The sequence below is a fragment of the Reichenbachiella sp. genome (assembly GCF_039944555.1).
GTDB lineage: Bacteria > Bacteroidota > Bacteroidia > Cytophagales > Cyclobacteriaceae > Reichenbachiella.
Window position 1 is genome coordinate 532,063 of sequence record NZ_JBDUYN010000008.1, and the last position, 26,325, is coordinate 558,387.

The 26,325-nt window shown below is 40.6% G+C and carries 25 protein-coding genes and 2 tRNA genes; 15 read left to right on the forward strand and 12 right to left on the reverse strand.

Annotated features, from left to right (window positions below; all coding sequences use genetic code 11):
- Positions 1–6: 6 nt before the first annotated feature.
- The 3 genes from ABJD64_RS15950 to rpmH are packed head-to-tail and all read right to left on the reverse strand — an operon-like array spanning position 7 to position 2,278.
- Complete coding sequence (locus tag ABJD64_RS15950) at positions 7–1,653, reverse strand: S41 family peptidase (RefSeq protein ID WP_348183293.1); 1,647 nt, start codon at positions 1,651–1,653, stop codon at positions 7–9.
- Positions 1,654–1,675: 22 nt separating this feature from the next.
- Entirely contained in the window at positions 1,676–2,083 is a 408-nt protein-coding gene (rnpA, locus tag ABJD64_RS15955; RefSeq protein ID WP_348183295.1) for a ribonuclease P protein component, read from the reverse strand.
- A 36-nt stretch (positions 2,084–2,119) separates the two neighbouring features.
- Positions 2,120–2,278: a 50S ribosomal protein L34 gene (gene rpmH, locus ABJD64_RS15960; RefSeq protein WP_318173185.1), complete on the reverse strand. Its 159-nt coding sequence runs from the start codon at positions 2,276–2,278 to the stop codon at positions 2,120–2,122.
- Positions 2,279–2,579: 301 nt separating this feature from the next.
- On the opposite strand from rpmH, the gene ABJD64_RS15965 reads away from it, so the two are divergent.
- The 4 genes from ABJD64_RS15965 (at position 2,580) to ABJD64_RS15980 (ending at position 7,575) form a co-directional block, all read left to right on the forward strand.
- On the forward strand, positions 2,580–4,274 hold the full coding sequence (locus ABJD64_RS15965) for a M61 family peptidase (RefSeq protein ID WP_348183297.1): 1,695 nt from the start codon (positions 2,580–2,582) through the stop codon (positions 4,272–4,274).
- A gap of 123 nt (positions 4,275–4,397) precedes the next feature.
- Positions 4,398–6,131, forward strand: coding sequence for a chloride channel protein (locus tag ABJD64_RS15970; protein ID WP_348208202.1), 1,734 nt, complete (start codon positions 4,398–4,400; stop codon positions 6,129–6,131).
- A 297-nt stretch (positions 6,132–6,428) separates the two neighbouring features.
- Entirely contained in the window at positions 6,429–6,926 is a 498-nt protein-coding gene (locus tag ABJD64_RS15975; protein WP_348183301.1) for a TlpA disulfide reductase family protein, read from the forward strand.
- Positions 6,927–6,933: 7 nt separating this feature from the next.
- Positions 6,934–7,575, forward strand: a complete 642-nt coding sequence (locus ABJD64_RS15980; protein ID WP_348183303.1) for a thioredoxin family protein — start codon at positions 6,934–6,936, stop codon at positions 7,573–7,575.
- A 4-nt stretch (positions 7,576–7,579) separates the two neighbouring features.
- Here ABJD64_RS15980 and ABJD64_RS15985 read toward each other — a convergent pair whose 3' ends face one another.
- A complete protein-coding gene (locus ABJD64_RS15985) occupies positions 7,580–8,815 on the reverse strand; it encodes a pitrilysin family protein (RefSeq protein WP_348183305.1) in 1,236 nt (411 codons plus the stop codon).
- A 163-nt stretch (positions 8,816–8,978) separates the two neighbouring features.
- On the opposite strand from ABJD64_RS15985, the gene ABJD64_RS15990 reads away from it, so the two are divergent.
- From ABJD64_RS15990 to ABJD64_RS16020, 7 genes are all read left to right on the forward strand, one after another.
- Entirely contained in the window at positions 8,979–10,955 is a 1,977-nt protein-coding gene (locus tag ABJD64_RS15990; RefSeq protein ID WP_348183307.1) for a dehydrogenase E1 component subunit alpha/beta, read from the forward strand.
- A gap of 140 nt (positions 10,956–11,095) precedes the next feature.
- Positions 11,096–12,025, forward strand: a complete 930-nt coding sequence (locus ABJD64_RS15995) for a hypothetical protein (RefSeq protein WP_348183308.1) — start codon at positions 11,096–11,098, stop codon at positions 12,023–12,025.
- Between the two features lie 2 nt (positions 12,026–12,027).
- Positions 12,028–12,381 carry a bacillithiol system redox-active protein YtxJ gene (gene ytxJ / locus ABJD64_RS16000; protein ID WP_348183310.1) on the forward strand — a complete coding sequence of 118 codons (354 nt, stop codon included), beginning with the start codon at positions 12,028–12,030 and terminating at the stop codon, positions 12,379–12,381.
- A gap of 87 nt (positions 12,382–12,468) precedes the next feature.
- The gene (locus ABJD64_RS16005; RefSeq protein ID WP_348183312.1) at positions 12,469–13,032 is read left to right on the forward strand and encodes a TetR/AcrR family transcriptional regulator; all 564 of its coding nucleotides are present in this window, start codon (positions 12,469–12,471) and stop codon (positions 13,030–13,032) included.
- A 172-nt stretch (positions 13,033–13,204) separates the two neighbouring features.
- Positions 13,205–14,161: an alpha/beta hydrolase gene (locus ABJD64_RS16010; protein WP_348183314.1), complete on the forward strand. Its 957-nt coding sequence runs from the start codon at positions 13,205–13,207 to the stop codon at positions 14,159–14,161.
- A 4-nt stretch (positions 14,162–14,165) separates the two neighbouring features.
- Positions 14,166–14,585, forward strand: coding sequence for a hypothetical protein (locus ABJD64_RS16015; RefSeq protein WP_348183316.1), 420 nt, complete (start codon positions 14,166–14,168; stop codon positions 14,583–14,585).
- A 73-nt stretch (positions 14,586–14,658) separates the two neighbouring features.
- Positions 14,659–15,249 (forward strand): pyridoxamine 5'-phosphate oxidase family protein, encoded by a 591-nt coding sequence (locus ABJD64_RS16020; protein ID WP_348183318.1) that lies wholly within the window; start codon positions 14,659–14,661, stop codon positions 15,247–15,249.
- Between the two features lie 7 nt (positions 15,250–15,256).
- Here the strand turns inward: ABJD64_RS16020 and ABJD64_RS16025 are convergent, their stop codons facing one another.
- Genes ABJD64_RS16025 through ABJD64_RS16035 form a run of 3 tightly spaced genes read right to left on the reverse strand, consistent with a single transcriptional unit; the run spans position 15,257 to position 17,533 of the window.
- Positions 15,257–15,844, reverse strand: coding sequence for a hypothetical protein (locus tag ABJD64_RS16025; protein ID WP_348183320.1), 588 nt, complete (start codon positions 15,842–15,844; stop codon positions 15,257–15,259).
- On the reverse strand, positions 15,825–16,310 hold the full coding sequence (locus ABJD64_RS16030; RefSeq protein WP_348183322.1) for an RNA polymerase sigma factor: 486 nt from the start codon (positions 16,308–16,310) through the stop codon (positions 15,825–15,827). Before ABJD64_RS16030 ends, ABJD64_RS16025 begins: the two co-directional genes overlap by 20 nt.
- 59 nt (positions 16,311–16,369) lie before the next feature.
- Positions 16,370–17,533, reverse strand: a complete 1,164-nt coding sequence (locus tag ABJD64_RS16035) for a hypothetical protein (RefSeq protein ID WP_348183324.1) — start codon at positions 17,531–17,533, stop codon at positions 16,370–16,372.
- A 149-nt stretch (positions 17,534–17,682) separates the two neighbouring features.
- On the opposite strand from ABJD64_RS16035, the gene ABJD64_RS16040 reads away from it, so the two are divergent.
- Both ABJD64_RS16040 and ABJD64_RS16045 read left to right on the forward strand, forming a co-directional pair.
- A tRNA-Glu gene (locus ABJD64_RS16040) sits at positions 17,683–17,754 on the forward strand.
- Between the two features lie 45 nt (positions 17,755–17,799).
- A tRNA-Glu gene (locus ABJD64_RS16045) sits at positions 17,800–17,871 on the forward strand.
- A 118-nt stretch (positions 17,872–17,989) separates the two neighbouring features.
- Here the strand turns inward: ABJD64_RS16045 and ABJD64_RS16050 are convergent.
- The 5 genes from ABJD64_RS16050 to ABJD64_RS16070 all read right to left on the reverse strand — a co-directional run bounded on the left by ABJD64_RS16050 (position 17,990) and on the right by ABJD64_RS16070 (position 24,492).
- Positions 17,990–19,033, reverse strand: coding sequence for a hypothetical protein (locus ABJD64_RS16050; protein ID WP_348183326.1), 1,044 nt, complete (start codon positions 19,031–19,033; stop codon positions 17,990–17,992).
- An 80-nt stretch (positions 19,034–19,113) separates the two neighbouring features.
- Entirely contained in the window at positions 19,114–19,695 is a 582-nt protein-coding gene (locus ABJD64_RS16055; protein WP_348183328.1) for a hypothetical protein, read from the reverse strand.
- A 32-nt stretch (positions 19,696–19,727) separates the two neighbouring features.
- On the reverse strand, positions 19,728–20,648 hold the full coding sequence (locus tag ABJD64_RS16060; RefSeq protein ID WP_348183330.1) for a hypothetical protein: 921 nt from the start codon (positions 20,646–20,648) through the stop codon (positions 19,728–19,730).
- Positions 20,649–20,823: 175 nt separating this feature from the next.
- Positions 20,824–23,223 (reverse strand): hypothetical protein, encoded by a 2,400-nt coding sequence (locus tag ABJD64_RS16065; protein ID WP_348183332.1) that lies wholly within the window; start codon positions 23,221–23,223, stop codon positions 20,824–20,826.
- Positions 23,224–23,295: 72 nt separating this feature from the next.
- Positions 23,296–24,492: a hypothetical protein gene (locus ABJD64_RS16070; protein ID WP_348195048.1), complete on the reverse strand. Its 1,197-nt coding sequence runs from the start codon at positions 24,490–24,492 to the stop codon at positions 23,296–23,298.
- Between the two features lie 515 nt (positions 24,493–25,007).
- On the opposite strand from ABJD64_RS16070, the gene ABJD64_RS16075 reads away from it, so the two are divergent.
- Together ABJD64_RS16075 and ABJD64_RS16080 are read left to right on the forward strand one after the other, a co-directional pair.
- The gene (locus ABJD64_RS16075; RefSeq protein ID WP_348183336.1) at positions 25,008–25,505 is read left to right on the forward strand and encodes a hypothetical protein; all 498 of its coding nucleotides are present in this window, start codon (positions 25,008–25,010) and stop codon (positions 25,503–25,505) included.
- A 237-nt stretch (positions 25,506–25,742) separates the two neighbouring features.
- Positions 25,743–26,324, forward strand: a complete 582-nt coding sequence (locus ABJD64_RS16080) for a hypothetical protein (protein ID WP_348183338.1) — start codon at positions 25,743–25,745, stop codon at positions 26,322–26,324.
- Position 26,325 lies beyond the last annotated feature (1 nt).

Below are 26,325 nucleotides of genomic sequence, written 5' to 3' on the forward strand. Positions count from 1 at the left end.
TGGAGTTTACTTGTTCAAAATCTTTGCATAAGCCTTAGAATCTGCCAAGATCTTAGCAGCCTCAACTACCGTCTCGTCCTGATCCAATCTGGCTTCCATCATACCAGAATGGAAATAATACCTGCTCACAATTTCTTCTTCAAGCATAAATTTGATATCAGTCTTAAATGCATTGAGGTAGTCCTTTTTCAAAGTGGCAACTTTAGCTTTTAGCTTGTCGATAGTGGCCTCCATCCCATCATAATACTTTTCTTTTTTAGCCATTTCTTCTAATGCTGTAATTGCCTCGTCCATTTGTGAGGATAGATTGAAATCTTTACCCTTCACCCATGCCACAAAATCTGCATATTCCTCATCCGACATTTCATATTGTCTTGGTGAAGCAATTTGCTTATGCTTAAAAGCATATTCGGTAGCGTAATCAAATATTAGATTCTGACTCACCATATTATATAGTAGATTTGAAAATTTCCTCGGCTTGACGCTTATATCGGGCTCAATTCCTCCTCCATCATAGACAATTCTTCCTTTGCTGGTTTTGAAAGAAACTTTCAGTGAATCAGGAATCTTACCTACACTTCCATCCTTATTTCTGTGTGAATAGTCAATAGCTTGAATACACCTGCCACTAGGAATATAGTACTTAGCTGTTGTAATCTTTAACTGTGCATTGTAAGGCAATGGCCTTGTGGCCTGTACCAAGCCTTTTCCAAATGTTCTGGTTCCGACTAAAACACCACGGTCGTAATCTTGAACTACACCAGAAACAATTTCGGCCGCAGATGCTGTAGCCCGACTTGTAAGGACAGCCAAACGGATCTCTTTATCAGCGGTCCCGTATGAGGTTGTGTAAGTTTTATTCCATGAGGCCATTTTGCCTTTGGTACTCACCACCTCTTTACCTTGTTCGATAAATACATTGGCTACTTTCACTGCTTCATCTAATAATCCACCCGGATTATCTCTCAAGTCGAGAATAATTCTTGTAGCACCTAAACTTTTAAGACTGTCCAATGCATTCTTAACTTCACTCCCTGCATCAGTTGTAAAATCACTCAATTTTATAAATCCCGTTGATTCATCATACATGCCATAGTACATCACATTGTTAATGGTGATTTTGGATCGGATCAATTTAACTTCAAAGGGTTTTTCTTTGCCATACCGTTTTACAGTCAATACAATATCTGATCCGGGCTGACCCTTTAGCATCTCACTAATTTCGTTGGAAGATTTGCCTTCCAAATCCTGATAATCGATTTGTATGATTTGATCACCGATCTGTAAGCCGGCCTGATGAGCAGGAAAACCGACGTAGGGCATAATTACTGTATTAACATTATTTCGCTTGCCTACAATCGCTCCAATGCCGCCGTATTCGCCGGTTGTGGCCGTACGGTAGTCTTCTATGTCGTTTTCAGAAATATATGCGGCATATGGATCAAGGGATTTGAGCATCGCGTCAATACCATCTCCAACTAACTTTTGACTGGACAATTCGTCCACATAATGTGTATTCAGTTCACGATAGAGTGTAGTGAAAATGTTAAGATTTCGGGAAATTTCGAAACTATTATCACCTCCCATCCAGGTAAACGAAAATAGTCCTGCCAATAGCATTACTCCAACAACGCCAACTAATATTCTCTTCATATCAATCTATCTACTTTCTTCTTTACGATACTTTTTCAACTTGCTTTTTAAAACGCTTAAAGGAGTCTGCAAGTTTGGATTCAATAAATTCGAACGAGTGAATTTCCTTTCCAGTGTAAATATAAGCAATCATAAAAAATTTATTGGCCGGCAAATTCTCCTCTAATAGATGCTTCTGCAGTCTGTATGATTCACGAAGTAATCGTTTTATACGGTTCCGATCAACTGCTTTCTTAAAATTTCTTTTGGAAACACTCACCATGAACTGGTGGCAGTTTGCTCGCTCGTCAGCGGGAAGAAATCGTATTGAAAAGGGATAAAAATAAAAAGATGCTCCTTTAGTAAAAAGAGCATCAATTAATTTTTTACTACTCAATCTTTCCCTCTTAGGAAAGGAGTATTTTCTATATGTGGGATTATTTCCTTCCATTAAATTAATAAGAAGGAATAAAGCTAAACAAGAATCTTACTTCTTATGCTTTCTTTCGTCAGATACGGTCAGTTTTTTTCTGCCCTTTGCTCTTCTTCTTTTCAAAACAGCTCTTCCTGCTGCATCTTCCATTCTGGCTTTAAACCCGTGCTTATTTCTTCTTTTTCGCTGAGAAGGTTGAAATGTTCTTTTCATCTGTTTATGATTTGTCTTTGTATCTGTCAGACGGAACCGTCATGATTCTAATCAGTCCTTTCGGGTAGATTACTTAACATGTAGGTTACACCTTAAATCGTATTTTTTATCTCTAGATTTCCAAATGTCTCTAACTACTCTCTTGATGCAGCTTGAAAAAATGGAGTGCAAAAATAGAGAGCTTTTTGACAATAACAAAGTCTAAATCAGATAGTTTGGGGTTGAAAGCATAATAATGCTTAGTGTTCTTGATATATCAGATTCAAATCTTCAATATTTGTACAAAGTTAACTCCCAATACATGATTGATTGCAAAATTTCATTTCCGAAACCGCTTACCCATCTATTGCACATTGAGCTTCGCTTTCATATCAATAACCAATCCTCCTTAGACCTGATTTTACCAGCTTGGAGGCCCGGAAGGTATGAATTAGCTCCCTTTGTTGAAAATATTCAAGGGTTCACAGTCTTGGATTCGAAAAGCAACTCATTAAAGTGGAGAAAAATCAAACCAAACATCTGGACAGTGCAAACTGAAAATACGCAAGAATTAGTCGTGCGCTATCAGTATTATGCAAATAGAATGGATGCCGGTAACTCTGTTCTAAATGATCAGATGATTTACATCAATTTTATCAATTGTGTATTTTTTACGAAGAAGCATCAGAATGATTCAATCAATCTAAAAGTAGATATTCCTATAAATTATCGATCATCGTGTAGTCTTACTAAAACCGATTCTGGAGACTACCTCGCCAATAATCATCAGCAGCTAGTTGACTCACCAATACTTGCAAGCCCTGATTTAAAACTATTGAGCTATTCTGTAGATGACTATTATTTCGCAATTGCTCTTCTTGGCAATTGTCCCCTGACGGAAAATGAATTAATCACTGATTTCAAAAAGTTTAGTGAAAGCCAAATTGCCGCAATGGGAGGTTTTCCCACCAATCAATACGATTTCTTAATTCACTCCCTTGATTATCCTCACTACCATGGTGTAGAACATCAAAATTCGACGGTTTTGGTTCTTGGTCCTAATGATAAACCCAATCGCGGGGCATATTATGAAAAACTAATGGGAGTGGCCTCTCATGAACTATTTCATACCTGGAATGTCACTCGTATCAGACCCAAAGAGATGTCTCCTTATCGATTTGAGAAAGAGACCATGACGGCAACTGGATTTGTAACAGAAGGGTTCACAACATACTACGGAGATTTGTTCTTAAAACAGTCCGGTGTTTTCGATCAGCAAGACTATTTCAAGGAGTTAAATACACTTTTTAATAGACACTTTGAAAATTTCGGCCGTCACGAAAGCTCATTGGTTCAATCCAGCGAGAATCTATGGGTTGATGGATACAAAAATCTGTTCCCATCAAAAAAAGTATCCATTTATGTCAAAGGCGCACTATGTGCATTAATACTAGATCTTAAAATCAGAAAAAATACGAGTAACGAATGTGCCCTAATTGATGTGGTGAAAAAATTATATCAAAATCATACTTATGAAAAAGGCGGATACACCAAGAAACAGGTGGAGGAGATCATAATTGAAATTGGTGGTCCTGACATTAGCGCACTTATATCATCTCTTTACAAAACTACAGAAGAACTTGACTCCTATTTGAGTGAGGCATTATCTTATGTTGGATGTGAGTTGAAGCCCAAAACACACCCAGATATCATCAATAGTAAGCTCGGAATAAAATTAAATGGTATTGTGATAGTAGAAATTGCTCCTAAGAGCCATACCGAAGACTATCTCTCGGTAGGAGATGAGATTTTAAAAATTAATAATGAAATATTCTCAGATGCAGAAATTTCATTGGTGGAAAATAACAAGTTCCAGATTAAACGAGGACCACGTACGCTTGACGTAATGGTACCTAGAGGCGATCAAACTTACTACGATTCTTATGAAATTCTATTAATGAAAGAAGCCTCTGACACTCAACGAGAAAATTTGTCGCTTTGGCTAGGAAATAATTGAAAATAAATTTTGGCTGAGGGTCTAAAAACTTACATTTGCCCATGCTTATCCATGTGGTGCAATTAATAGCTCTTCCTTAAAATGAAACCAAACGCGTTGCTGGTCAAATTCCTGGTATGGAGAATGAAACATATCAGCAACAATAACTTCACGCTCATACTTAGCGGAATTGTTGGACTGGTCGCAGGGCTTGCGGCGGTAACGCTTAAAGAATCTGTTCATCTGATTCAAGCCATTCTTAATAATTACATTTATACTTCCGGATTCGATTTCCTCTACCTATTCTATCCATTGGCAGGAATAGTGCTGACCATGATAGTAGCCAAATATATTCTGAAAGAAAAACTGGGTCATGGCATTACCCAGATCTTATTTGTAATTTCCAAGCGATCTAGCATTGTAAAACGAGCCATGATGTACTCAAGGATGATTACAAGTGCAATTACCGTTGGATTTGGTGGTTCGGTAGGACTTGAGGCCCCTATTGTAGTTACAGGGTCTGCTATAGGGTCCAATCTAGGACAGCTTACTCATCTGAATTACAAAAAAAGAACTTTACTAATTGCCTGTGGAGCCTCAGGTGCCATTTCCGCTATATTTAACTCCCCAATCGCTGGCGTAATATTTGCCATCGAAGTTATCCTTACTGATGTAACGATAAACAAATTCATTCCTATCCTACTTTCTTCGGTTACAGGGTCTCTTGTATCTCTTGCATTATTGGGAGATGACTTGTTGTTTTCGTTCAAACTAAAAGACCCATTCCTGGCAGAACATGTGCACTACTTTATATTCCTTGGGATTGCCTGCGGGATTGTTTCCGTGCACTTTACTAGATTAACTTATGTAATCGAAAGACTTATCAAAAAAGTAACCAGTGATTGGAGTAGAGCGCTTGTTGGGGGAATTGGTGTGGCCTTGATCGTACTAACCTTCCCTCCGATCTATGGAGAGGGCTATGATACTATTAAGCAGCTACTGAATGGGAATGACGATATTATTTTTAACAATAGTTTAATCTACGAAGGCACGGACAAAACACTAATCATTATCATTTTGTTGTTTGCTATTTTGGTCGTGAAACCAGTCGCCTCGGCGTTGACTATTGGGTCTGGAGGCAGTGGTGGAATCTTTGCACCATCACTTTTTATGGGAGGCATTGCAGGATACTTATTTGCGAAGACTGTTAACTTCGTTTTACCAGTCACGATAAGCACAAGTAATTTTACTCTCGTGGCGATGTGCGGTGTAATGAGCGGGGTTCTTCATGCTCCTCTTACAGCTATATTTTTAATTGCTGAAATAACAGGGGGATACGAGCTCTTTGTCCCATTAATGTTGGTGAGTGCCATTTCCTTTATCACAATCAACTATTTTGAAAAACATTCACTTTATACCAAAAGTCTTATTGAAAAAGGAGACCTGATTCAACACGACAAAGATCGTCAGGTGCTGAGCTTAATGAAGCTGGACAAAATCATAGAGTCCGACCTGCTTACCATTATGTATGACGCTAAACTAGATGATATGATCCAGCTGATCAAAAAGTCTAAACGAAACATATTTCCTGTATTAAACTATGTTGGCGGGCTGGAAGGAATCATTACACTTGATGACATTCGAGAAAAGATGTTTGATGAAGAGGCTAGAAAAAATATTGTAGTAAAGGAGGTGATGCAGCTACCACCTGCTGAGGTTCATCCAGACGACTCAATGCAAACTGTAATGAATAAATTCGAGGTTACACAAGCCTGGAACCTTCCTGTGATTGACGAAGGGCAGTATATCGGCTTTTTATCCAAATCCAGAATCTTTAACGCCTACAGAAATAAACTAATTAATCAAGATAAAGAATAGAAGATTATTTTTTTATTCATTGCACTATTCACTGATTTCAAGAGCTCAACAAATGCTCCTAATCAGATTTTTCCACAAATGGCCAAATATGTAAATCACATAACCTACTGTAAATCTTTTAGTTATATAGCTTCAATTAAATGTTGTGGATAACTTTCGATTTTGTGGATAAGTATTCTATATTCTTAAAATAGTACTATTATATGAAATTTTCCAAGCCCAACAACAAGAATTGCAACTATCTATTTTAGAGTACGTTAAGCTATCTTTACAATTAATCAAAGTTGAAGCTGATTCATGAAGCAAGCCTTTTTTTACAGTCTGGTAAGTTTGTTTGCCCTGTGTTTATTCGTTAGCACCTCTCGGGCTCAAAGCATTGAAATAATTAAATACAAAGATCTTGCTCAGATAATTTCTTCAGAATCTGATCAAAACAAAGTAATTAACTTCTGGGCCACTTGGTGTCGTCCATGTGTGAAAGAGTTACCTCAATTTCTATCTTTATACGAAAAGTACAATACTGAAAATCTTGAATTGACTTTGGTAAGTTTTGACTTTGCCGAGGACCTTGAAACTAAGCTAAAACCATTTGTAGAAAGAAAAAAAATTGAAGCTAAAGTCTATCTTTTGGATGAGACGGACTATAATTCTTTCATCGACAAAGTGGATCCCTCGTGGAGTGGTGCGATTCCAGCCACTTTGATGATTGCAAAGGGTAACTCCAAACGAAAATTTGTTGAAAAAGAATTTTCTGAAAACGAACTAGAAAAGGTTTATTTGAACTTTATTAAATAACACTAAAATGATGAAAAAGAATTTACTCTTAGCTTTTGGGCTTGTTGCTGTGGCAGCAGTCCTTTTCGCCAGTGGTAACAAAGAGGTGATAGTTAGCTCAACGGATGGGTTTGGTGTCGGAGATAAGGCTTCTGACTTCAATCTAATAAATGTAGATGGGAAAAAGATTTCCATGTCAAACTACGAAAGTGCAAAGGGGTTTATCATAGTATTTACCTGCAATACCTGTCCGTTTTCTAAAATGTACGAAAAAAGAATAGATCAGCTTAATCAAAAGTACGAACCAAAAGGATTTCCAGTTCTGGCTATAAACTCCAACGACAAAAGCAAGCAGCCCGGCGATTCCTATGAAGAAATGATTAAACGGGCAAAAGACAAAAATTATTCATTCCCATACCTTTATGATGAAAGTCAATCCGTGGTCACTGCCTATGGGGCAACTAGAACTCCGCATGTTTACGTGGTTAGCAAGAAATCAGCCGAATTGGTTGTGTCGTACATTGGTGCCATAGATGACAACCACAAGGACGCCAATGCAGTTTCTAAAAAATATGTAGAAGATGCTGTTGACAATTTGCTAGAGGGTAAGCCTGTGAAAACAACGTTTACTAAAGCTATTGGATGCACCATCAAATGGAAAGAAGCGTAAACAATTACTTTTTATGATAATATAATGTTGAGCAATTAGTCTTGTTCAACATTTTTTTTGCCTCGATGATCATCTCCTTTTCGGTCACCGCATTGATTGCCTCCACTTCATGGTTGATCAATGCAGTATTTCCTAATAAGGTAAAATACGCAAGGCTCATCGCTCGATTGAGCAACTCTACTTCCGAAAAAACATGTGAAGATTCTGCTTGCATTTTAACTTTGTCCAATTCGCCTGTTTTCAATCCATTCGTTAACAAAGTTTTGATTTCATGATCTATTTCTTCATCAACCTGGTCGAATGTCACTCCTTCCTTTAGCTTGCCTGAGATTACCAGGAGACCTGCATCCACGGAACCAGTAATGCTTGCACTTACCGAGTGGAGTAATTTTGTTTTCTTTACCAAGGACTGATATAGCCTTGAGGACTTACCTCTTCCTAAAACGTCGCTCAGCAGATCAATTGTAAAATATTTAGGGTCTAATCGATCTGGCATGTGATAGCCCTTATAAAAGGCATCCATTGGCACCTGACTTTCTGTTGTTTTAGATCTGGCTTCCGTCTGAGGTTCTTCCTGAGAGATGTTTCGGTGATAGTCTGATCCTCGCGGAATGCTACCAAACCATTTTTCGGCCAAGACTTTTATATCTTCCAATTTCACATCTCCAGCGACCACGAGAATGGCGTTGTTCGGAATATAAAATTTCTTGAAGAATGCCTTTACATCTTCCATCGTGGCATCTTCAATATGCGAAATTTCTTTGCCGATGGTATTCCACCGGTAAGGATGTGTTTTGTACGCCATAGGCTTCATGTGCAACCATGCATCTCCATAGGGCTGATCCAAATAACGCTGTTTAAATTCTTCGATAACCACCTTTCTCTGAACTTCCAAGGACTGAGTATCAAACGCCAAACTTAGCATCCTATCCGACTCTAACCAGAACGCGGTCTCTAAATTATTGGAGGGAACAGATATATAATAGTTGGTATAGTCAGGCGTGGTGAAAGCGTTGTTTTCGCCACCTACTTTCTGAAGCGGTTCATCATAAGAAGGGATATTAGCAGAGCCGCCGAACATCAGATGCTCAAACAAATGAGCAAACCCTGTTTTGTGCTCATCTTCATCTTTTGAACCCACATTGTACAGTACATTGAGTATAGCCACTTTCGTGGAATGATCTTCATGCACCACTACCTGCAATCCGTTGTCTAAGGTAAATTTATCGTATTGTATCATGATATATTATGACGGTAAAAATAGGGTGCAATACTTTCAATCTATACTATATTGATAGATTAGATAAAATTTCTCTATCATGCATCGTCCAACTGGGGTAAACTGTTAGATTTGTGACCGCACACCCAAAAAAACAATTGTTAAGCAACCCAATTCTTACTCAATGAAATTCGACCGAAAGAAACTAACCAACCAAGAACTTCTTTCCTTTTACAAAAACCTTTTACTTCCAAGACTGATTGAAGAAAAAATGCTCATCCTGCTCCGTCAAGGTAAGATTAGCAAGTGGTTTTCAGGCATGGGCCAAGAGGCAATATCAGTGGGAACTACCCTTGCGATGGAGAGCGATGAATACATCCTTCCTATGCATAGAAACTTAGGCATTTTTACAACTCGTGAGATTCCGTTGCACAGATTATTTGCTCAGTTTCAGGGTAAAGAAAGTGGATTTACCAATGGCCGGGACAGGTCCTTTCACTTTGGATCTAAAGAACACAATCTGGTTGGTATGATTTCCCACCTTGGCCCTCAATTAGGAATAGCCGACGGGATAGCTTTGGCTCACAAGTTACGGAAGAAGAAAAAAACCACTTTGGTGTTTTCCGGAGACGGCGGTGCCAGTGAAGGAGATTTTCATGAAGCACTAAATGTTGCCTCAGTATGGCAACTACCGGTCATCTTTGTGGTAGAAAACAATTGCTGGGGACTGTCCACACCAAGTGCCCAGCAATTCAACTTTGAATCCTTTACACAAAAAGGCCCCGGTTACGGCATAAAAACAAAACAAGTAGATGGAAACAATTTGTTAGAGGTCTATCACGCGATATCAGAAGTATCCAAGGCAATCAAAAAGAACAATGAGCCCTATCTCATAGAATGTATGACATTTAGAATGCGAGGTCATGAGGAAGCCAGTGGAACGAAGTATTATCCGGATGGATTACAAGACACTTGGGCCAAGCAAGATCCTGTTGACAATTTTGAAAAATACCTTGTCAAAGAAAAGATTCTTACCAAATTAATCAAGGAAGATATTCAAACAGCCATAAAATCAGAGATTGAAAACGGTCTAAAGTTGGCCACAGCAGAACAAAGCATTGCAGTGTCTACTGAGAAAGAATTGAGCGATCTTTTTGCACCATTCGATCAAAAATTGACTAACCCAAAAAGAAAAAAAACTGCTGAAAAAAGGTTTATCGATGCTATTTCAGATGGTTTGCGTCAAAGTATGGAAAAATATCCCGAGATGGTTCTTATGGGCCAAGACATAGGGAAATATGGCGGTGTATTCAAAATTACAGAAGGTTTTGTAGATCAATTCGGAGAAGAACGTGTCAGAAATACTCCACTTTGTGAGTCGGCGATTGTTGGTAGCGCACTGGGCCTATCTATACAAGGCATAAAATCTATGGTAGAAATGCAATTCGCAGATTTCGTAACCTGTGGATTTAATCAAATCATAAACAACCTCGCTAAAATCCATTGGAGATGGGGACAGAATGCCGATGTGGTGGTACGAATGCCTACCGGTGCCGGAGTAGCAGCAGGCCCCTTCCATTCTCAATCTAATGAAGCCTGGTTCTTTCATACTCCCGGTTTAAAAATTGTTTACCCATCCAATCCATACGACGCCAAGGGTCTGCTGAATGCAGCCATTGAAGACCCTAATCCTTATTTGTTTTTCGAACATAAAGCACTTTATCGGGCTATTTCACAGGAGATTCCAGATGATTATTACACGATTGAGGTAGGAAAAGCGAAATTAGTCACAGAAGGCAATGATCTATCCATCATTACTTATGGGATGGGTGTTCATTGGGCTGAGAAGATAATAGAGCAGGAAGGTATCCAGGCAGATATTTTGGATTTGCGTACGCTGCTACCATGGGACAAAGAAGCTGTTTCAGCTACGGTGAAGAAAACCAATAAAATCATCATTCTTCATGAAGATTGTCTGACCGGAGGCGTTGGAGCTGAATTGGCCGCCTGGATCAGCGAGCATCATTTCCAGGACCTGGACGCTCCTGTGATGCGAGAGGCTAGCCTGGACACGCCTGTGCCATTTGCGCCTTCATTAGAACAGAACTTTCTTCCAAAAGAGCGATTTAGGGTTAAGCTTAAAAACTTAATGGAATACTAGCCACTATAATTTTTCTAGAAATTTAAAAGTTTGGAAAATATTTGAACGCTTTTTTATTCACAATAACCGTACTTTGTTGCATCTGGTATTGAGTTCAATATATTTGTTAACTTCCCGTTTATATAGCGTAGAGAGGATTTATGTTAAACAAGTGGTTGTTTATTTTTTTGGTGTTTGCAGGTATGATCATGGTCTCCAGCCGAACTTCCTATGCACAACTTCTTGAGGATAGAAACAAGTTAAAAACAGCCAGAAGAGCGACCGGATTTCTTCAATTTAAGAAGAAAGCTAAAATCAAGGGTCCGAGTGGCAAACACAAGACAATTGCTGCTGGCACTCCCAAATATTCGAAACCGCCATCTAGAGAAGGGTCGAGCAGAAATGTGAATCCAAAATTTTCGGTAATCACAGCAGGGCAAGTGAAAGGAAGAAAAATCAATCCCAGATATACGAAACATAATGCTGGCGAAGGTGCTGATCGAAATGTAAATCCACGGTATACAAAAACTAATGCTGGCGAAGTCGGAGGTAGAAATATCAATCCGCGCTACTCACAATGGAAACAGGCAGGAAAGGTAGTAGTTGTGAACCCAAGGTTCTCTACACCGCCCAGCTATAGCAGAACTAAACCGCCAGGCAATCGAAAGAAGGGTTTCCTTCCAACTTTGAATCTTTATAGAAAACCACCTAAATATAAGCCCGGACCTAATTCAGAATATGCGGGCGCAATGAAGCGAAAGGTTCAAAGACCCTTCCATGTGGGAGATCACAATCAAAACATAAAGAGTTATAAAAAATTTACAAGTCGACCTCTTTTCTTTTCTCCAAATGCCAAAATGGCCAACTATGAAATTAAAACTAAAAAAATGAGAAAAGGGCGAGACATGTACCCCAGTGCCAACTATTTGTCTGCCAAATATTACAAGAGTAGGACGATCCGTGATGTAAAAAGGAAGTTTAATGTGGTGTGGGTACGAATGCATGGGAACAAAATTCAACCCAATGCTGTTAAGAAAAAAAGCAAAAAAGCTAAGTTCGACAAGGACGAGATAGAAATTTGGAATAATTAAGCATGAACTGGAATCATTTAACAGCAAAGGATCAAATCGATCAAATCAAAATATCCTCATCCAACAAACCCGTCCTAATCTTCAAACACAGTACTCGTTGTAGCATCAGTGCCATGGCAGAAAATAGATTGGAAAGATCATGGGTTAAGGAAGAAATTCCATCCATGGACTTATTCTATTTGGATTTGATCCAGTTTAGAGAAATTTCAAACTATATAGCTCATGTATTTGAGGTACCACATGAATCTCCTCAGATTCTAATTATTTCTGACGGAAAATGTATCTATGACAACTCTCATATGGGTATTTCCTACCATGAGATCAAAAGAGTATTTGAAAGTCTGACGGCAGTTTAAATCAATGATTTTACGAATAACATTTTTTTATCGTAAAAAATACAACCTTAATACCGACCGAACGTTCTGTATTAAAAAATAAATAGTATGGCAGAAGTAAAAGTTGGTCAAGAAGAATTAATGCTCGGTTTTCTTGAGATCTTCAGAAAGGCTGGATATCAGGGAGCAAGTCTAAATGCACTCGCTAAAGCCTCCGGACTAAAAAAGTCAAGTCTGTATCATCGATTTCCGGAAGGGAAACAACAGATGGCCAAAGAAGTTTTGGCATATATCGGAAACCTTATGCGGACTAACGTCACGCAAGTGCTCTTGAATGGCTCAGATAAAAAACAGAGATTGAAGACTGCCATTAAAAATATTAACGAATTATACGCCAATGGAAAGAATGCCTGCGTACTCAGAACGTTGTCAATGGAGACTGGACTTGGATTGTTCTCTGGACTGATAAGCCAAATATTTGATGATTTTGTGTTAGGCTTTTCAAAGTTGGCCGCAGATTTTGGATTCGCTGAAGCAGAGTGTAAAAAAATCGCTGAAGGTGTTCTAGTCAAAATCCAAGGGAGTCTGATTATATCAAATGCAGTAGAAAACACTTCACTATTTAAAAATACACTGAAAGAGATTGAAAATTCTTTCCTCCACCAAGAGTAAATTTTTTTAACCCATCACCGACCGAACGTTCGGGATTATATCAACGGATAAAATTGCCATCACAACAGGTACTAGAAACTGCCCAGATGGCTATGCAGGTCAAAGGCATAATTGCCAACGAACTGCCCATCAGGGAACATGAAAGGAAAAACAAAAATAAATAGACACAATTATGAAAATCAAAATTCTTAAATCAATAAGCATCAAACTACTTTTTGGTTTGGCACTTATCTTTTCGGCAGACATTGAGCTAAGAGCACAGCGTGTTGCCGTTCAGCACAAGACCATTGAAATCAATGGATTGGAAATATTCTATAGAGAAGCTGGCTCGCCAGATAATCCAACCATACTCCTACTTCATGGCTACCCCACCTCTTCACATATGTTCAGGAATTTGATGACGGATCTGTCAGACAGTTATCACCTTCTCGCACCTGACTATCCTGGGTTTGGTAATAGTGAGCAACCTTCAATGGAAACCTTTGACTACACTTTTGACAATGTGTCGCTCATCGTTGAAGACTTTTTATCAAAGTTGAATGTTAGCAAGTACAGCATTTATCTTATGGACTATGGTGCACCTATCGGATTCAGAATCGCAGCTAAATATCCAGATCGAGTCGAATCACTGATTATTCAAAATGGTAATGCCTATGAGGAAGGGCTTCGTGATTTTTGGATTCCAATAAAAAAATACTGGAATGATTACACCATTGAAAACGGGAAAGCCCTTGAAGGTTTTCACTCACTTGATGGATTGAAATGGCAATACACACACGGGGTTAGAAATGTAGAAAGTATCAGTCCTGACAATTGGAATGTAGACCTTCAACATTTGCAAAGAGATGAAAACAATGAAATTCAGCTGGCTATGTTTTACGACTATAGAACGAATGTACCTCTCTATCCCAGCTGGCAGAACTACTTCAGGACCTATCAGCCACCGACACTTATTGTTTGGGGTCAGAACGACTACATCTTTCCGGCCGAGGGTGCACATCCTTATAAGCAAGATTTGAAAAATCTCGAATTTCACTTACTCAATACAGGACATTTTGCCCTTGAGGAAGACGGAAAACTAATTGCCGACAAAATTCGAAAATTTCTTAACACACAAATAAATCAATAGCATAATGAAAACTATCAATTGGAATAATGCAATCATTGCTGGAGCGATGGGAACATTAATTTTTGATCTGGTGGGTCTTCTCATTACAGGAAACTGGTGGGATATCCCCTCACTACTCGGGGCCAAGACTGGCCTTGGACTGACCTATGGCGTCATTGGCCACTATTCAAATGGCATATTATTGGCTATCCTTTTTGCCGGAATTGCGCCTTCTCTTTGGGGACCCAAATGGTTCAGGCCGCTGCTATTCGTGACCGGCGAAACCATTGCATTGGTATGGCTATTCATGCTTCCTCTTTTGGGTGGAGGAATTGCGGGATTAGATATGTCACCCGCAGTACCCGCAATCACATTGATTCGACATTTGGCCTATGCGTTGCCACTTATCTTGTTTATTCAGTACGATTTTAAAGTACTCAAATAGATCTTGAGCAAAGGGAGAAATAATTCCTTTTGCCCAATTCTTTTTATCCAACGACAATTTTAAACCAAATACCATGAGACAGAATTTCACAAACTATGCATTTACAGAGAGTGTAAAAAAGGCCCAGGAAAAATATGGTTCTCGTGAACTGTATTCAAAAATGGACAATAACGGACCGGATCAATATCAATTGTTTCATCGAGAGACTGCCCATATCGAGCAAATGGATGGCTTCTATCTTTCGACAGTTGGTGAAAATGGATGGCCTTATGTTCAATTCAGAGGAGGACCTAAAGGATTTGTAAAGGTGATCGATGCAGAAACCATAGGGTTCGTAGATTTCAGAGGAAACAGACAGTACATAAGTACGGGAAACATTTCGGCTAACAATAAAACAGCAATGATTTTTTTGGATTATCCTTCGCGCACCCGGTTAAAAGTTTGGGCCGAGTCGGAAATACTTGGTCCGGAAGATCACCCGGACCTTAGAGATCAACTTATGCTTCCCGACTATAAGGCAAATATTGAAAGGCTTATGATTTTTCACGTTAAGGCTTTTGACTGGAATTGTCCCCAACATATAACTCCTAAATTTTCGATTAGCGAGATTCAAACATTGATAAATTCAAATCACGAGTTTCGTCAGCAAATTCTAGGCGAATGACTGACACTCATTCTTCCTCTCTTTCAAGAGATTCAATCATAAGCTTCAGCTTCCTGGCCTTCTTGCCGTACATCAAGTGAATAAGATAAAACGCTATTGGACAGGCAATCAGCATACTTGCCAATAGGCTAATAAACAACGATTTTGTATCCATTACCTCATCATAGAAACCATTTCTATTAAGAAAGTATGCTGCTAACACAGCCATAATCAAGACAACCACAGACGCTGTCTTCAGATGGATAATAAATCTACGAATAATATCCTGTACACGGTAAAGATATGCCAATACATCACTATCAATAGATTCTTGTTTGAGATTGCTTTTTAACCTCTGGTAATAAACGAAAAAAATCAGATTGACGGCAGTGGTAATGGATCCAATAATCCACTCTCTAGCCCAAAAAAATTCTACCACAATTGACGTAAGGATGATTAAATTAATCCATTGCTCCCAAAGCAAAGTACGTATAAAGCGATGTACCAAGCTATGCGACCCCTTGCTGATCATTTTGTCAATTTGTGGTTTGGCATAGGCTTTTGCATCCGCTGCGTCACCATCTCTCCAAATGTCCTTAATGTCCAAATCTTTCATCGATGATTTTTTTTAGCTGTGCCTTTACTCTATTTACTTTGGCTCCGACATTGGTCACTGTGATACCCAATATCTCCGCCATTTCTTTGTAGCTTTTTTCCTCCAGATACAAGAGAATTATCGCTCGATCCGATTCCCTTAACAACTTAATTGCCTTGTACAATTCTTGCACTCGTTCTTCCTGAACCGCACTATCTTCATCCACCACATCGGGAATTTCTCGGTTTTCGGTAGGTACAGTACGCTTCTTACTGCGTAATTGAGATAAACAAACATTCAGGCAAACTCTATAAGTCCAGGTACTTAGCTTCGAAGCACCTCGGAACGAATCAAACGAACGCCAGAGCTGAACGATGCACTCCTGATAGTAATCATTGAAATCATCCGTCGAATCGGTATATATCCGACAGACCTTCGCTATGATACGATGGTTATTATCCAAAAATCCCTGAAAGTCTGACTTCATAAACGGCTGATTTCAAATGGATAGGTTGGCAAACTTCTGTTTTTATTACAATTTCATACTTATTTAATTGGCATTCGCTCAAATGGCTTATTCCGATCGAAAAGGTAACGATACGTATGGTGCGTTTTTCCAACCTCACCGCCAACCTGCTTCACAACAAGGATCATTTTTCTGTTAAAATCGCCAATCCAATTCATCTCCAGTATCGGATATCTCTTATAATCCCGTTGTACCATTTGAGCAGTAGCCATCACAAGCGCACCATCTAAACCTTTGCCCTGGTGAGCAGGTGCCACTCCGAATACCAATCCCAACATTTTCTTATTGGTCTTTCTCCATTTGTGCCACACAAATTTGAGCTTACCGATTAAGTCCAGTTTACCATTTACGTACTTGAATATTTGATTGACCTCAGGCAGGTTCAGGTAGAATGCCACCGGCTCCCCTTTATAATAGGCAAACCAAATTATTTTCTCGTCGATGATCGGTTTCATTTGCTTCATGATGGCCTGAGATTGTTCCTTCGACATCTCAGCCACGCCGTCATGATTGGCCCAGGCTACATTATAAACTTGCCTGAAGTCTTCAGTGTACTTTGCCAGATTTTTAAGTTTCATATGCTCAAAAGAGTAATCTGGGTTCTTATTGAGTACGTCAGATTTTTCCATGATCCGGGGATGGAATGGATCAAAAGTATTTCTAATAAAGGTGAATTGCTTGAAATAGACTTGAAAGCCATAGGCCTCAAAAAGATTCTGGTAGTAGGGAAAATGATAATTGCATTGATAGTTGGGCTCGATCTCAAAACCATCAACGAGGAGCCCCCACCACTTATCTCTGTCTCCAAAGTTGATGGGTCCATCCATGGCTTCCATACCTTCGGCCTTCAACCACTCCTTTGCTGTATCAAAAAGTAGGTTAGCAGCCTGTTGATCATTGATACACTCAAAGAAGCCTGTTCCTCCAGTGGGCTGATCATTATCCTTGTTTTTGGTTTTATCATTGACAAAAGCGGCAATTCTCCCAATGACTTTATTGTCCTTTTTCAGCAACCATCGAGTACATCTTCCAAATTTGAAAGTCTTATTTTTCTCTGTGTCAAATACTGCATAAACGTCCTTGTCCAACGGCCGGATCCAGTTTTTTTCACCGCGATACAAATCCACTGCCATCTCTACAAAGTCTTGCTGCTCTCCTTTGCTCTTTACCTCTATCAGTTCCATGCCCTAAACTTAATCACACCTTTTTCTTTTGGCAATTTTTACTCTTACAAGAAAAAAAGTATTGCTCGATCTGAAAAAAAATACACATTTTAATATGAAGCCTTTGGAAAAGATAAAAAGCAGTTTACTTTTGCAGACCATTACAAAATGGTCCGTTCGTCTAGGGGTTAGGACGCCAGGTTTTCATCCTGGTAACAGGGGTTCGATTCCCCTACGGACTACTAGATCAGGGACGAGTCGTCGTTCCTTTTTTTATGATAAGTAATGGTCCGTTCGTCTAGGGGTTAGGACGCCAGGTTTTCATCCTGGTAACAGGGGTTCGATTCCCCTACGGACTACAAACTTTTGAGTTAGAAAGCCCTTCCTGATATCAGGAAGGGCTTTTTTATTTGTAATACACTGCTCGTATGGTCCTTTTTAAAATCCCCTAAGAAATTCTTAAGGTTTTGTGGAATATTATGTAATGGAATCTGCCACAACAGATTTGGGCGAGTCTTTCTTGGCACCCTTGCTGGATAAGATCGTATTTCCTGAGATGGCATTGGAAAGTACGCTATCCAAATGATCCATCACATCACCTGATAAGTTTTGACCTGCTAACTTTTGTTTAAGTTCAAGCAGATTTTTTGCTGATTCATTTCTAAGGTTATTGGCCTGTTGCTCAGATTTTAATTGAAATTCATAGGCCTTTTGCTTGATGAGCTCTTTCGTATTCAACTTAAAAACTCCTTCCAAGGCATTGACCAACTGATTCAAAATCTGATAAACGAGGTTGGCAGAAAATCCTCCAACCATGGCAAGCACAGGCTTCAGCAAATAGGAAAGTGAAGCAAGTGGATCACCAGTTGATGCACTGCCGTTGCTTGCAGTAGAATCTACGAGATTGACAAAAAACTCTGAAAGCAGCAATCCGGCCACAATACCAAGGCAAAAGCGACTCCAGTAAGTAAAATTGTAAGAGGAATCAAATGTTCCCTTAGTGAGGTAGCCATTCATTTTGAATAAGGTATTGAAACAGGTACCCAAACTTGCAGAGGCCACCAAAAATGTCAACAGGACCAATTGAGTAGTTCCCGAACCTTGTAAAATACTTATCTGTATGGTACGTGCATTGAGCTCAGGCAACAAACTGAGGCCAATCAATAGCAAAATGGATAAAACGGTAACGACCATAAACTGTCGGAAAATAGGAATAGGTCCCAAAAAACTCAAAAAATGATCCTTGCCCGAACTAGACTCCAGCAAAGCAATAGTGCTGGGTTTTGCAGGATTAACCACAGTAATCAGGTAATTGTATAGCGCCACCAATTGATCAGTGTTTTTTTGACCCGACGATACTTCAGTCAAGTCAATAATATGGTCTAAGCTCTGAATATTATTGGTGTTCAGCTGTTTACCTTGTCTAATAGCATATTTCAACATGGCTTGGCATTGACTCAATAGGTCTTCATTGATAGCATCCGCTTTATGCGGTTTTATTTGTGTATTAGATGTTTTCATGATTTTGATATTAAAGGTCGATTCACCAGACCTGTAAATGTCTGGTGAATCAACTTGTTAAAAAATACATAGGCCTGATACTATGAATCAAGTAACCATGACCAGGTCAATTCCACCTCTCCGGTAGTTGTTTTGTTGGAAAAAGTTTGTAAACCTGATTTAGGTGGAGATTTAGTCAAATCCAATCCCATGCTCAGCATCCCCATATTTCTGTCAGGAATGTCATTGATGACACCACCCACAGCATCTAGTGCCTTGCCTGAGACACTCAACCAAGAACTGGTAGCCACCTTCCCGGCAATTCCTGGAAGATTCTTTGGCGTCTGACTTTTCAGGTCTCCTTTGATAGATTCCAGCACGGACATGAACTTCTTGATGCCTTCATGGTTTTTTACATAAACTTGCACGTCCAGTGTGTTGCTCTGAGGCTCATCCATGGATATCATTTCCAATCCATCACCAGTCGAGCCTCCATTCGGTACGAATGAATAGCTGTCATCGGTCTGCTTTTTGAAATTGATAAAGTGCCCGTCCGGAATGATGCGAACCAGTTTTTTGCTGTCGTTTGTCGGATGATTGATTACCATTATCAAGTACAGGTTCCAATGCTTCCTGTTTTTCAAAACCTGTATCTTATCGAGTGATAAAGTGATATTGCTCATTGTTATTCACGTTTATTAGTTGAAAAAAGGGTTTAAGAATTGCCAAACTTCTTTTGGACATATTGTGTCAAACTGTTCCAAAAGCCAACCGCGATAATCGAATCAAGCTTTTTCATGGCCTGGTTGGGTGTAGTCGCCCCCTTTTGAAGTTCGCTGGATAGACCATTGAGCTTGTCTAAGATTGTCACGAGCGGTCCCTGAATTGCTGCCAAATCCTGATTGATAGCAGGAGTTGATATGCCTGACTGGACTAACGTATTCGCGAAGCTGCTTACCTGATTGTTGGTACTCGCGGCCATGCTCTTCCACTGATCTAGCAGGTTCTGACTACCGCATGCCATCGTGCTCATGTACTTTTTGATGTGTGCTTCATCAGCATTCATAGTAGCTTGCAAATTGGCCTTATTGGTATTGATGTGGTTAAAATCATTGATGATCGTAGTATTCCATTGACCAATCGCATTCATAGAAGCCGTGAAGCTGCTCTTGGCACTAGAAACCTCCGAAATGGCTGCTTTCAAATTAGCCTGTATGTTGCCCGACGTTGAATTTTTCAACGTTTCCATTGATTGAGTCACCTGAGGCAAGGTAGACACAAACCACTGTCGCAACGGCGTATAATATTGGTTGAATGCATGGATATCCGATAGTAGCTGAAGGTTGCCCGACTTGAAATTGCCCATGTAGTCGGTATAAGCCGGAAACTTCCAGGTATAGGTATAAGTCTTCGTTTCTACGCACCATATAACATGCTCGACGCAAATGGTACATTGCGTAACTATCTTAAATGGCCCATAATTGAACCCGTCAATCACCTTGGTCAACCCAGGGATCGAATTGGACAAACTTTCTAAAGTTGAAACCGCGCTCTTGGCAGTGTTCAAATCTTGACTCTGTACAGTGCTTGCAGTCATCGAAGCCAGTACAAATAGAATAGATATTATTATTTTCATTTTATTATTTGTTTGTGAAATGCGCTACCTGAATGCATCACATTTCGGTTATTGAATTTATTTGATTAACCTCATGAGGTGCCCGGTACAAAATAGAATCGTCATGTGCTGTCAAACTCAAGCTTGCAGCGTTATGCCGGTTCCTTTTACTGCCCGGTACTCCCCATGAAGTTGGTTAAGAATTATATTTCAGATTGACTTTCATAGCAAGTCCTACCTCTGTGACCTCAGAGAGATCCGCGCCTCCACTTGCCTCTATTGTCCATAGTGTAAATGGCGTCGGCAACATATAATTAGCGGTATCAATGTTAAATGGCACGTTGATATTTCCTGCTTCACCGTTGCCTGATGGCTCATAAGAAAAATGACCCGACAATGAGTTGGACAGGAAATTGACTAAATCGTCAGAATCACCATTGACATAATGGCCCGAAGTAGAAACCTTGAGCGGTACATACCCAGAGTCATTGGCTTTTACACCCTTGAGGTAAAACTCAGCCTCAGTGATCCAAATAGCCACATCATTGGCACCTAGTTGAGACAAAATCGGATTAAGTGCCTTGGGTATATCAAAACTGATTGACTGACCACTCGCATCCAGATAGGCCGTCAATTTGCTTGTACTTGTGGAAGCCGCCTGACCGTTGGGCTGGGCTACAGGTATGGTCAACTTCAAGTTGGCCCCCTTGCTCGGCAATACCGTAGTCCCCGATTTCAGACCAGACACCCAACCACTGATAGTCGTAAAAGCAGCCTGCAAATCAGCAACAGATGTTTCCAATGTAATGGTTTCGACAGGCTCAGTCAGGCTATTGTAATAGTAAGCGTTTCGATACGCAGTCCAAGCTACAAATACCGATCTCATCGTAGAATCGATCCGGTTATTGATCATGCCTTTCAACGAATTGATTTGCTCTTCTTCTGACGCTGCCCTGGCCTTAAGATCCCCCCAAATATTGGCGGTATTTTGTATCGCCGTCAATTTTGCCTTGAGCACCACAGCTTTGCAAAGTACCTTGGAGTATGCGATGACCTTGGTATTGATGGCCTTACCGAAATTGGCTACCTTGTTTAAGCTTTCCAGGTAGGCATTGCTCGATGGTTGTGCACCTTCCAATTTATCATCCTTGAGTTCATCAGAAAGGTTGGACAATACATGTTGCACATTGGCCATATAGTTGTTCCATGACAGATCAGGGTCGATGGTCACTGGCACAGGATTAAACGTCGTACCCTTTGTGTCACTAGTAGGGTTATTTACCTGAAACCAAAGCTGCTGACTATTGAATACGTTGCTCAACAATTGCTTCGTGGTTATAAGTAAGACTTTGGCATTGTTGACCAATGAATCCTGATCATAGCTCTTAGCGATACCCTTGATCGTGTCGTAGCCCTCATCCAATGTACTGACGACATCCTTTGCAGCACCAAGAGCTCCTTCGCCCCCTTTTTCTACGGACTCGGCAATAGACATGGCCGCATCCATCGCATCTATGGCAGTTTCTACACTTTCCTTCAAAAATGTTTTGACCTGCTGGTCAGCGATGGCTGCATACAAGAGCTTGCATTTGGTGTCCGCATCAGTGATCTGTCGATTGAACCTACCCATAAGATCAAGCAGCTCATCAAACAAATTACTAAGCATACTGGTCACCTGATTATACTGTGTAGTTACAGGTGTAGATTCTGTAGCAGAGGTCTTGACAACGGCCGAACTAACTTTTTCAATAAGTTGCTCACTGCTGGCTTTTGACTCCAGCTCATCCAAGTGGTCATTGTATTCGCTAATGGCAGAGATCAATCCATTGATCTGCTCACTATAGTAAGTCGCTGAGAGTGGTCCCACCGCATGATAGTTATCAGGAATATTGATTGATACAAGCAGAGAGGATGCCTGTGCAAGCAATTCTGAATGCGTATCCGGTACGGTACCACATCCCAATATGGCATCGCATATCCAGTGGAGAATATCTCTGGCGTCACTCAAACTGGCCTGATCGCCAACATTGATCAGCGAAGTGGCAGATTCAAAACTGGCATACAATGAATTCAATGCCCATGGTCTGCCAACCAAATCCAAAAAGTCGCTGGCCTTGCCATCTACTCCCTGAGTCGTCCCGTCTGAATGAACCATAAATGTCCCGGGACATAATGAACTACCATTGACTGGCAATTGGTACAAAGGTGCCGGATTTGAACCAGTGGTCTTGCTTGTGATAAAACTAAGCGGTACTGGTTTTCCCTTACTGATCGATCCCATAATCAACCCCTCTACAACAGTAGGTGTGGTACCATCAGGCACACTTACAGGCCAGGACGCTCCATCAAGACTGGATATGTAAATTTGCCTTGCAACAACTACTGTACCCAGGGCGTTGAAATTGGGCACATCTACCGTCAGTTTATCTGCATAGATCGCCAGTGTATTGCCACCGCTTCCGGGAAATTTATTTACCAAATCAGAAAGGGTCACTTCATATCCTGAAAATACGATATCCGTTACCTCGGCCCCAGCTGCATTCCTGGTGACCATGGTCTGATCAAATTTATTTTGCGCTTTTACTAAAGTTTCCATGTTATTAGCGTTTAGGTGGTCCATAGCCAACTCAATGAAAATCAAGATGGACTATGGACTCATTTAAAAAAATTAGTTTTGAGCAGGAATTGGCGCAGGATACTTGATATTGCTCAAGTAGTTGACCAAACTGTTGGTAGTAAACTTGCTTGTGTTTGTGGCAATCACACCCCACGCTTTTTGCGCGTTCAGGATGTCAAGTTTCTGCATGACAGTAGGCAAGTCACCAAGTGTATCGTCATCCAATCCGGCGATGTGCGTCAGCTTTTGGTTTTGATCCAACCATACACCTTCGATTGTTGCCAATGCACTGGCGAAGCTGGTAAGCAACCCAGATACTTTGGCCATAGATAAATTGAAAGAAGTCAAATCAGTTACCAACCTGGTTTTCTTTTGAAGATCTACCTGATCAGAACGAATTTCTCCTGTCAATTTGTTGTAAAGTGCCATTTCATTGGCTGCAGCAGCTCCAAGACCTCCACCAACGCCGGCAGCTACAGGCCAAAGGATACCCATAGAGATCACCGCAATGCCAATGGAAGCGGTTGTAGCCGCGATAGTATATTTTTCCCATTCACTATGCGCTTCAGAGGCCTGACTCTGTAGCGATGAAATGGAGCTGGTGTCTACAGTTACATCCTTTTGAGCATCAGCCAATACCTTCGAATCTTTGTCACAATAGGTCAAAATCACCTTCTCAGCGGTATCAAAATTTGTTTGAAAATCTGCCAGCTTCTTTTGCAATGCTTGCGTGTAGGTAAGCATAGTTTGTGCGCTCGATTGCAAACCACCTTCTCCTGTCAATATCTCCTTAAGTGTACTTGCGTTTTGGCTTGCAGAGCCTGTATACATTTCACTCAAGCTCGACCAGGTCATATTGAAAGTGCTTGCCGTTTCATTCAACTGACCTGCCAGCCAAATGCAATGCGCATAGATCTCGCCAGGTGCGGTTTTTCCCGAAACGTAGTTGGGATCACTGCTGATTTTCTTCTGTAAAGATGATGGATCGCCCATTATGGTACCCAGTGCTTGCACCTGTTTCATCGCGTTTACGCAATTTTCAATCAACGTTTCATCGGAAAATGTGCCATACTTGGTTGTGAAATCACCTTGTGTGATCGGCATTTGCATACACGAGGTGATAAATGACTGAAGTTTTAGCCAGTCGCTGTTGAACAATAAGAAATTGTTGCCATTGGTGTTGGCCAATGAATTACCAGGCGCTGCTGTAGTGCCTGTAGAAGTTTTTGTTTGTGTCACAGTTGACATAGTTATATTGATTTTATTGGTTACCTACTCTGTTTAATCATCGGCTTTTCGGTATCCGCCGGCTCATGACCGATGAAAGGTGGATTTAAGGTTTCAGTCCGTCAATTGCGAAGCGATGATAGAACCGACACAAACCGAATTGAAATTAAATGTGTGAATGAACAGGTATCATGAGTGAATGGTTGGATTCGGTAAGGAAGCAAATGATAGTTTGGGGGAAATGCTATTCACTTGCCTGGTCTTCGACATGCTCAGACTGACAAGAGATTGCATGTCACCCTGAGGTACTCGAAGGGTAGACATGCTTGCTCTTTCAACTTTATAGGTGGTCTCCGAATCATACGAAAAACCCACCTGAAAAGTGTAAATAGATTTTCATTCCGCTGCGCTCTATTCGAAAGGACAGATGGTGTTGATAATATGTTTTTTAGGCCCGCGTTAATTCATTTTGTGCTGCCATATCCATATCGCTGTTTCTTATTATACTTGCGCCACTTATTTAAATACAAAAAATTATGAAACCAACCTTTATTCAATCACCACTTTGGCTTATCGCAATACTTACGCTCTTTACCACATGTGGCCATGATCAGGACGCTGGCGAGACACCCTCACCAGCCGATATCTACATCACCATAGACAGTGAGGGCGTACTCGCCTATGCCCAACCCGGTGATGAGGTTCCCGATTTTATAAGCATGTACAATGGCGAAGCCGATTATCAGGCACGTACCCATGGCGCAGCCAATCTGGTCACCGAGCTTGTCCCCGGCCAGCAGGTCAATTGGATCCTGGAACAACATGAAGGGCTGAAGATCGTAGGGTTTGACTTTCAAGTGCTGGAAGGGGATGATTTCTTTTCTGCTCCCGTAGTGCAGCCGGACGGCTCATGGACCACAGACGTAGCACCAGATGCTGCCATTGGCTCAGTAATCAAATATTCCGTGCTTTTCGAAATCAATGGACAACAATATTGGTGGGATCCTTTGGCGAAAATAAGTACCAGCACATAATGATGTAAGATTTATTATAAGAAACGCTTAAAACTTACAGGGCCTTAGACAGGCTCAGACTGACAAGGGGTTGCGCAGATAGGGTCATTCAAAAGCATAACAAGTGTATGACTTGTACTATCGCGGGAATGAAATTGACTTTTCCACTAATTGTAAGCGTTCGATATACCAATAGTCATCAAATTAACCTCGCGTTGATTAGTTTTACCACCTATAACTATTTAGTGAAAAATTATCATGCAACTTAACCTAACCGACGAAGCCAGTGGGCAGACGATACTCAATGCCGTCATTCACGATCATATTCTTGATGATATCCTGAATGATGAAATGTATCTGGAAAACTCCGGTTCTCCTTATGACCCGATCAGACTGGATCGCTTCTTATCCTCTATCGACACCGGGCAAGATTCGGGAAGCACACCAGTCCTACCCGTGATTTCCGACACCAGTAAGGCTGTGCTCACCATCGCAGTAGGAAAAGAGAACATCCCGCTGCGGCTGCACTATATGGAATTGCGCAACCTGAGCACCAATGACCTGGACGAGGCCGTAGGCTGTTGGGCGGAAATATTTGACTTCAGCACGACAAAAAACACCTGCAATGCGGCTCAAAACGGACACTTGTACATCGAAGCTATTTGTGATCATTCGGGAGCATGTGCAATTCAAATGCCGGAGGTTAAAAAATCTACCAAAGCTACCAGCACCATCGTGTCCTATGGAGTTGTGTTCAACTTTACCGCTAAGGGTAATAACAAGACAAAAAAGCTGCATGGAAGGATTGATCCTTTGGCAAGAGTCACATCAAAAAGTTAGA

Excerpts from the sequence above, each read along its gene's own strand:
- rnpA (WP_348183295.1), bottom strand. The coding sequence starts at position 2,083 with ATGGAAGGAAATAATCCCACATATAGAAAATACTCCTTTCCTAAGAGG.
- ABJD64_RS16035 (WP_348183324.1), bottom strand. The coding sequence starts at position 17,533 with ATGGAACTGATAGAGGTAAAGAGCAAAGGAGAGCAGCAAGACTTTGTA.
- ABJD64_RS16005 (WP_348183312.1), top strand. The coding sequence starts at position 12,469 with ATGGCAGAAGTAAAAGTTGGTCAAGAAGAATTAATGCTCGGTTTTCTT.
- ABJD64_RS15965 (WP_348183297.1), top strand. The coding sequence starts at position 2,580 with ATGATTGATTGCAAAATTTCATTTCCGAAACCGCTTACCCATCTATTG.
- ABJD64_RS15990 (WP_348183307.1), top strand. The coding sequence starts at position 8,979 with ATGAAATTCGACCGAAAGAAACTAACCAACCAAGAACTTCTTTCCTTT.
- ABJD64_RS16015 (WP_348183316.1), top strand. The coding sequence starts at position 14,166 with ATGAAAACTATCAATTGGAATAATGCAATCATTGCTGGAGCGATGGGA.
- ABJD64_RS16050 (WP_348183326.1), bottom strand. The coding sequence starts at position 19,033 with ATGAAAACATCTAATACACAAATAAAACCGCATAAAGCGGATGCTATC.
- ABJD64_RS15995 (WP_348183308.1), top strand. The coding sequence starts at position 11,096 with ATGTTAAACAAGTGGTTGTTTATTTTTTTGGTGTTTGCAGGTATGATC.
- ABJD64_RS16080 (WP_348183338.1), top strand. The coding sequence starts at position 25,743 with ATGCAACTTAACCTAACCGACGAAGCCAGTGGGCAGACGATACTCAAT.
- ABJD64_RS16025 (WP_348183320.1), bottom strand. The coding sequence starts at position 15,844 with ATGAAAGATTTGGACATTAAGGACATTTGGAGAGATGGTGACGCAGCG.
- ABJD64_RS16070 (WP_348195048.1), bottom strand. The coding sequence starts at position 24,492 with ATGTCAACTGTGACACAAACAAAAACTTCTACAGGCACTACAGCAGCG.
- ABJD64_RS15950 (WP_348183293.1), bottom strand. The coding sequence starts at position 1,653 with ATGAAGAGAATATTAGTTGGCGTTGTTGGAGTAATGCTATTGGCAGGA.
- ABJD64_RS16055 (WP_348183328.1), bottom strand. The coding sequence starts at position 19,695 with ATGAGCAATATCACTTTATCACTCGATAAGATACAGGTTTTGAAAAAC.
- ABJD64_RS16010 (WP_348183314.1), top strand. The coding sequence starts at position 13,205 with ATGAAAATCAAAATTCTTAAATCAATAAGCATCAAACTACTTTTTGGT.
- ABJD64_RS15980 (WP_348183303.1), top strand. The coding sequence starts at position 6,934 with ATGATGAAAAAGAATTTACTCTTAGCTTTTGGGCTTGTTGCTGTGGCA.
- ABJD64_RS16020 (WP_348183318.1), top strand. The coding sequence starts at position 14,659 with ATGAGACAGAATTTCACAAACTATGCATTTACAGAGAGTGTAAAAAAG.
- rpmH (WP_318173185.1), bottom strand. The coding sequence starts at position 2,278 with ATGAAAAGAACATTTCAACCTTCTCAGCGAAAAAGAAGAAATAAGCAC.
- ABJD64_RS16075 (WP_348183336.1), top strand. The coding sequence starts at position 25,008 with ATGAAACCAACCTTTATTCAATCACCACTTTGGCTTATCGCAATACTT.
- ytxJ (WP_348183310.1), top strand. The coding sequence starts at position 12,028 with ATGAACTGGAATCATTTAACAGCAAAGGATCAAATCGATCAAATCAAA.
- ABJD64_RS16060 (WP_348183330.1), bottom strand. The coding sequence starts at position 20,648 with ATGAAAATAATAATATCTATTCTATTTGTACTGGCTTCGATGACTGCA.
- ABJD64_RS15985 (WP_348183305.1), bottom strand. The coding sequence starts at position 8,815 with ATGATACAATACGATAAATTTACCTTAGACAACGGATTGCAGGTAGTG.
- ABJD64_RS16030 (WP_348183322.1), bottom strand. The coding sequence starts at position 16,310 with ATGAAGTCAGACTTTCAGGGATTTTTGGATAATAACCATCGTATCATA.
- ABJD64_RS15970 (WP_348208202.1), top strand. The coding sequence starts at position 4,398 with ATGAAACATATCAGCAACAATAACTTCACGCTCATACTTAGCGGAATT.
- ABJD64_RS16065 (WP_348183332.1), bottom strand. The coding sequence starts at position 23,223 with ATGGAAACTTTAGTAAAAGCGCAAAATAAATTTGATCAGACCATGGTC.
- ABJD64_RS15975 (WP_348183301.1), top strand. The coding sequence starts at position 6,429 with ATGAAGCAAGCCTTTTTTTACAGTCTGGTAAGTTTGTTTGCCCTGTGT.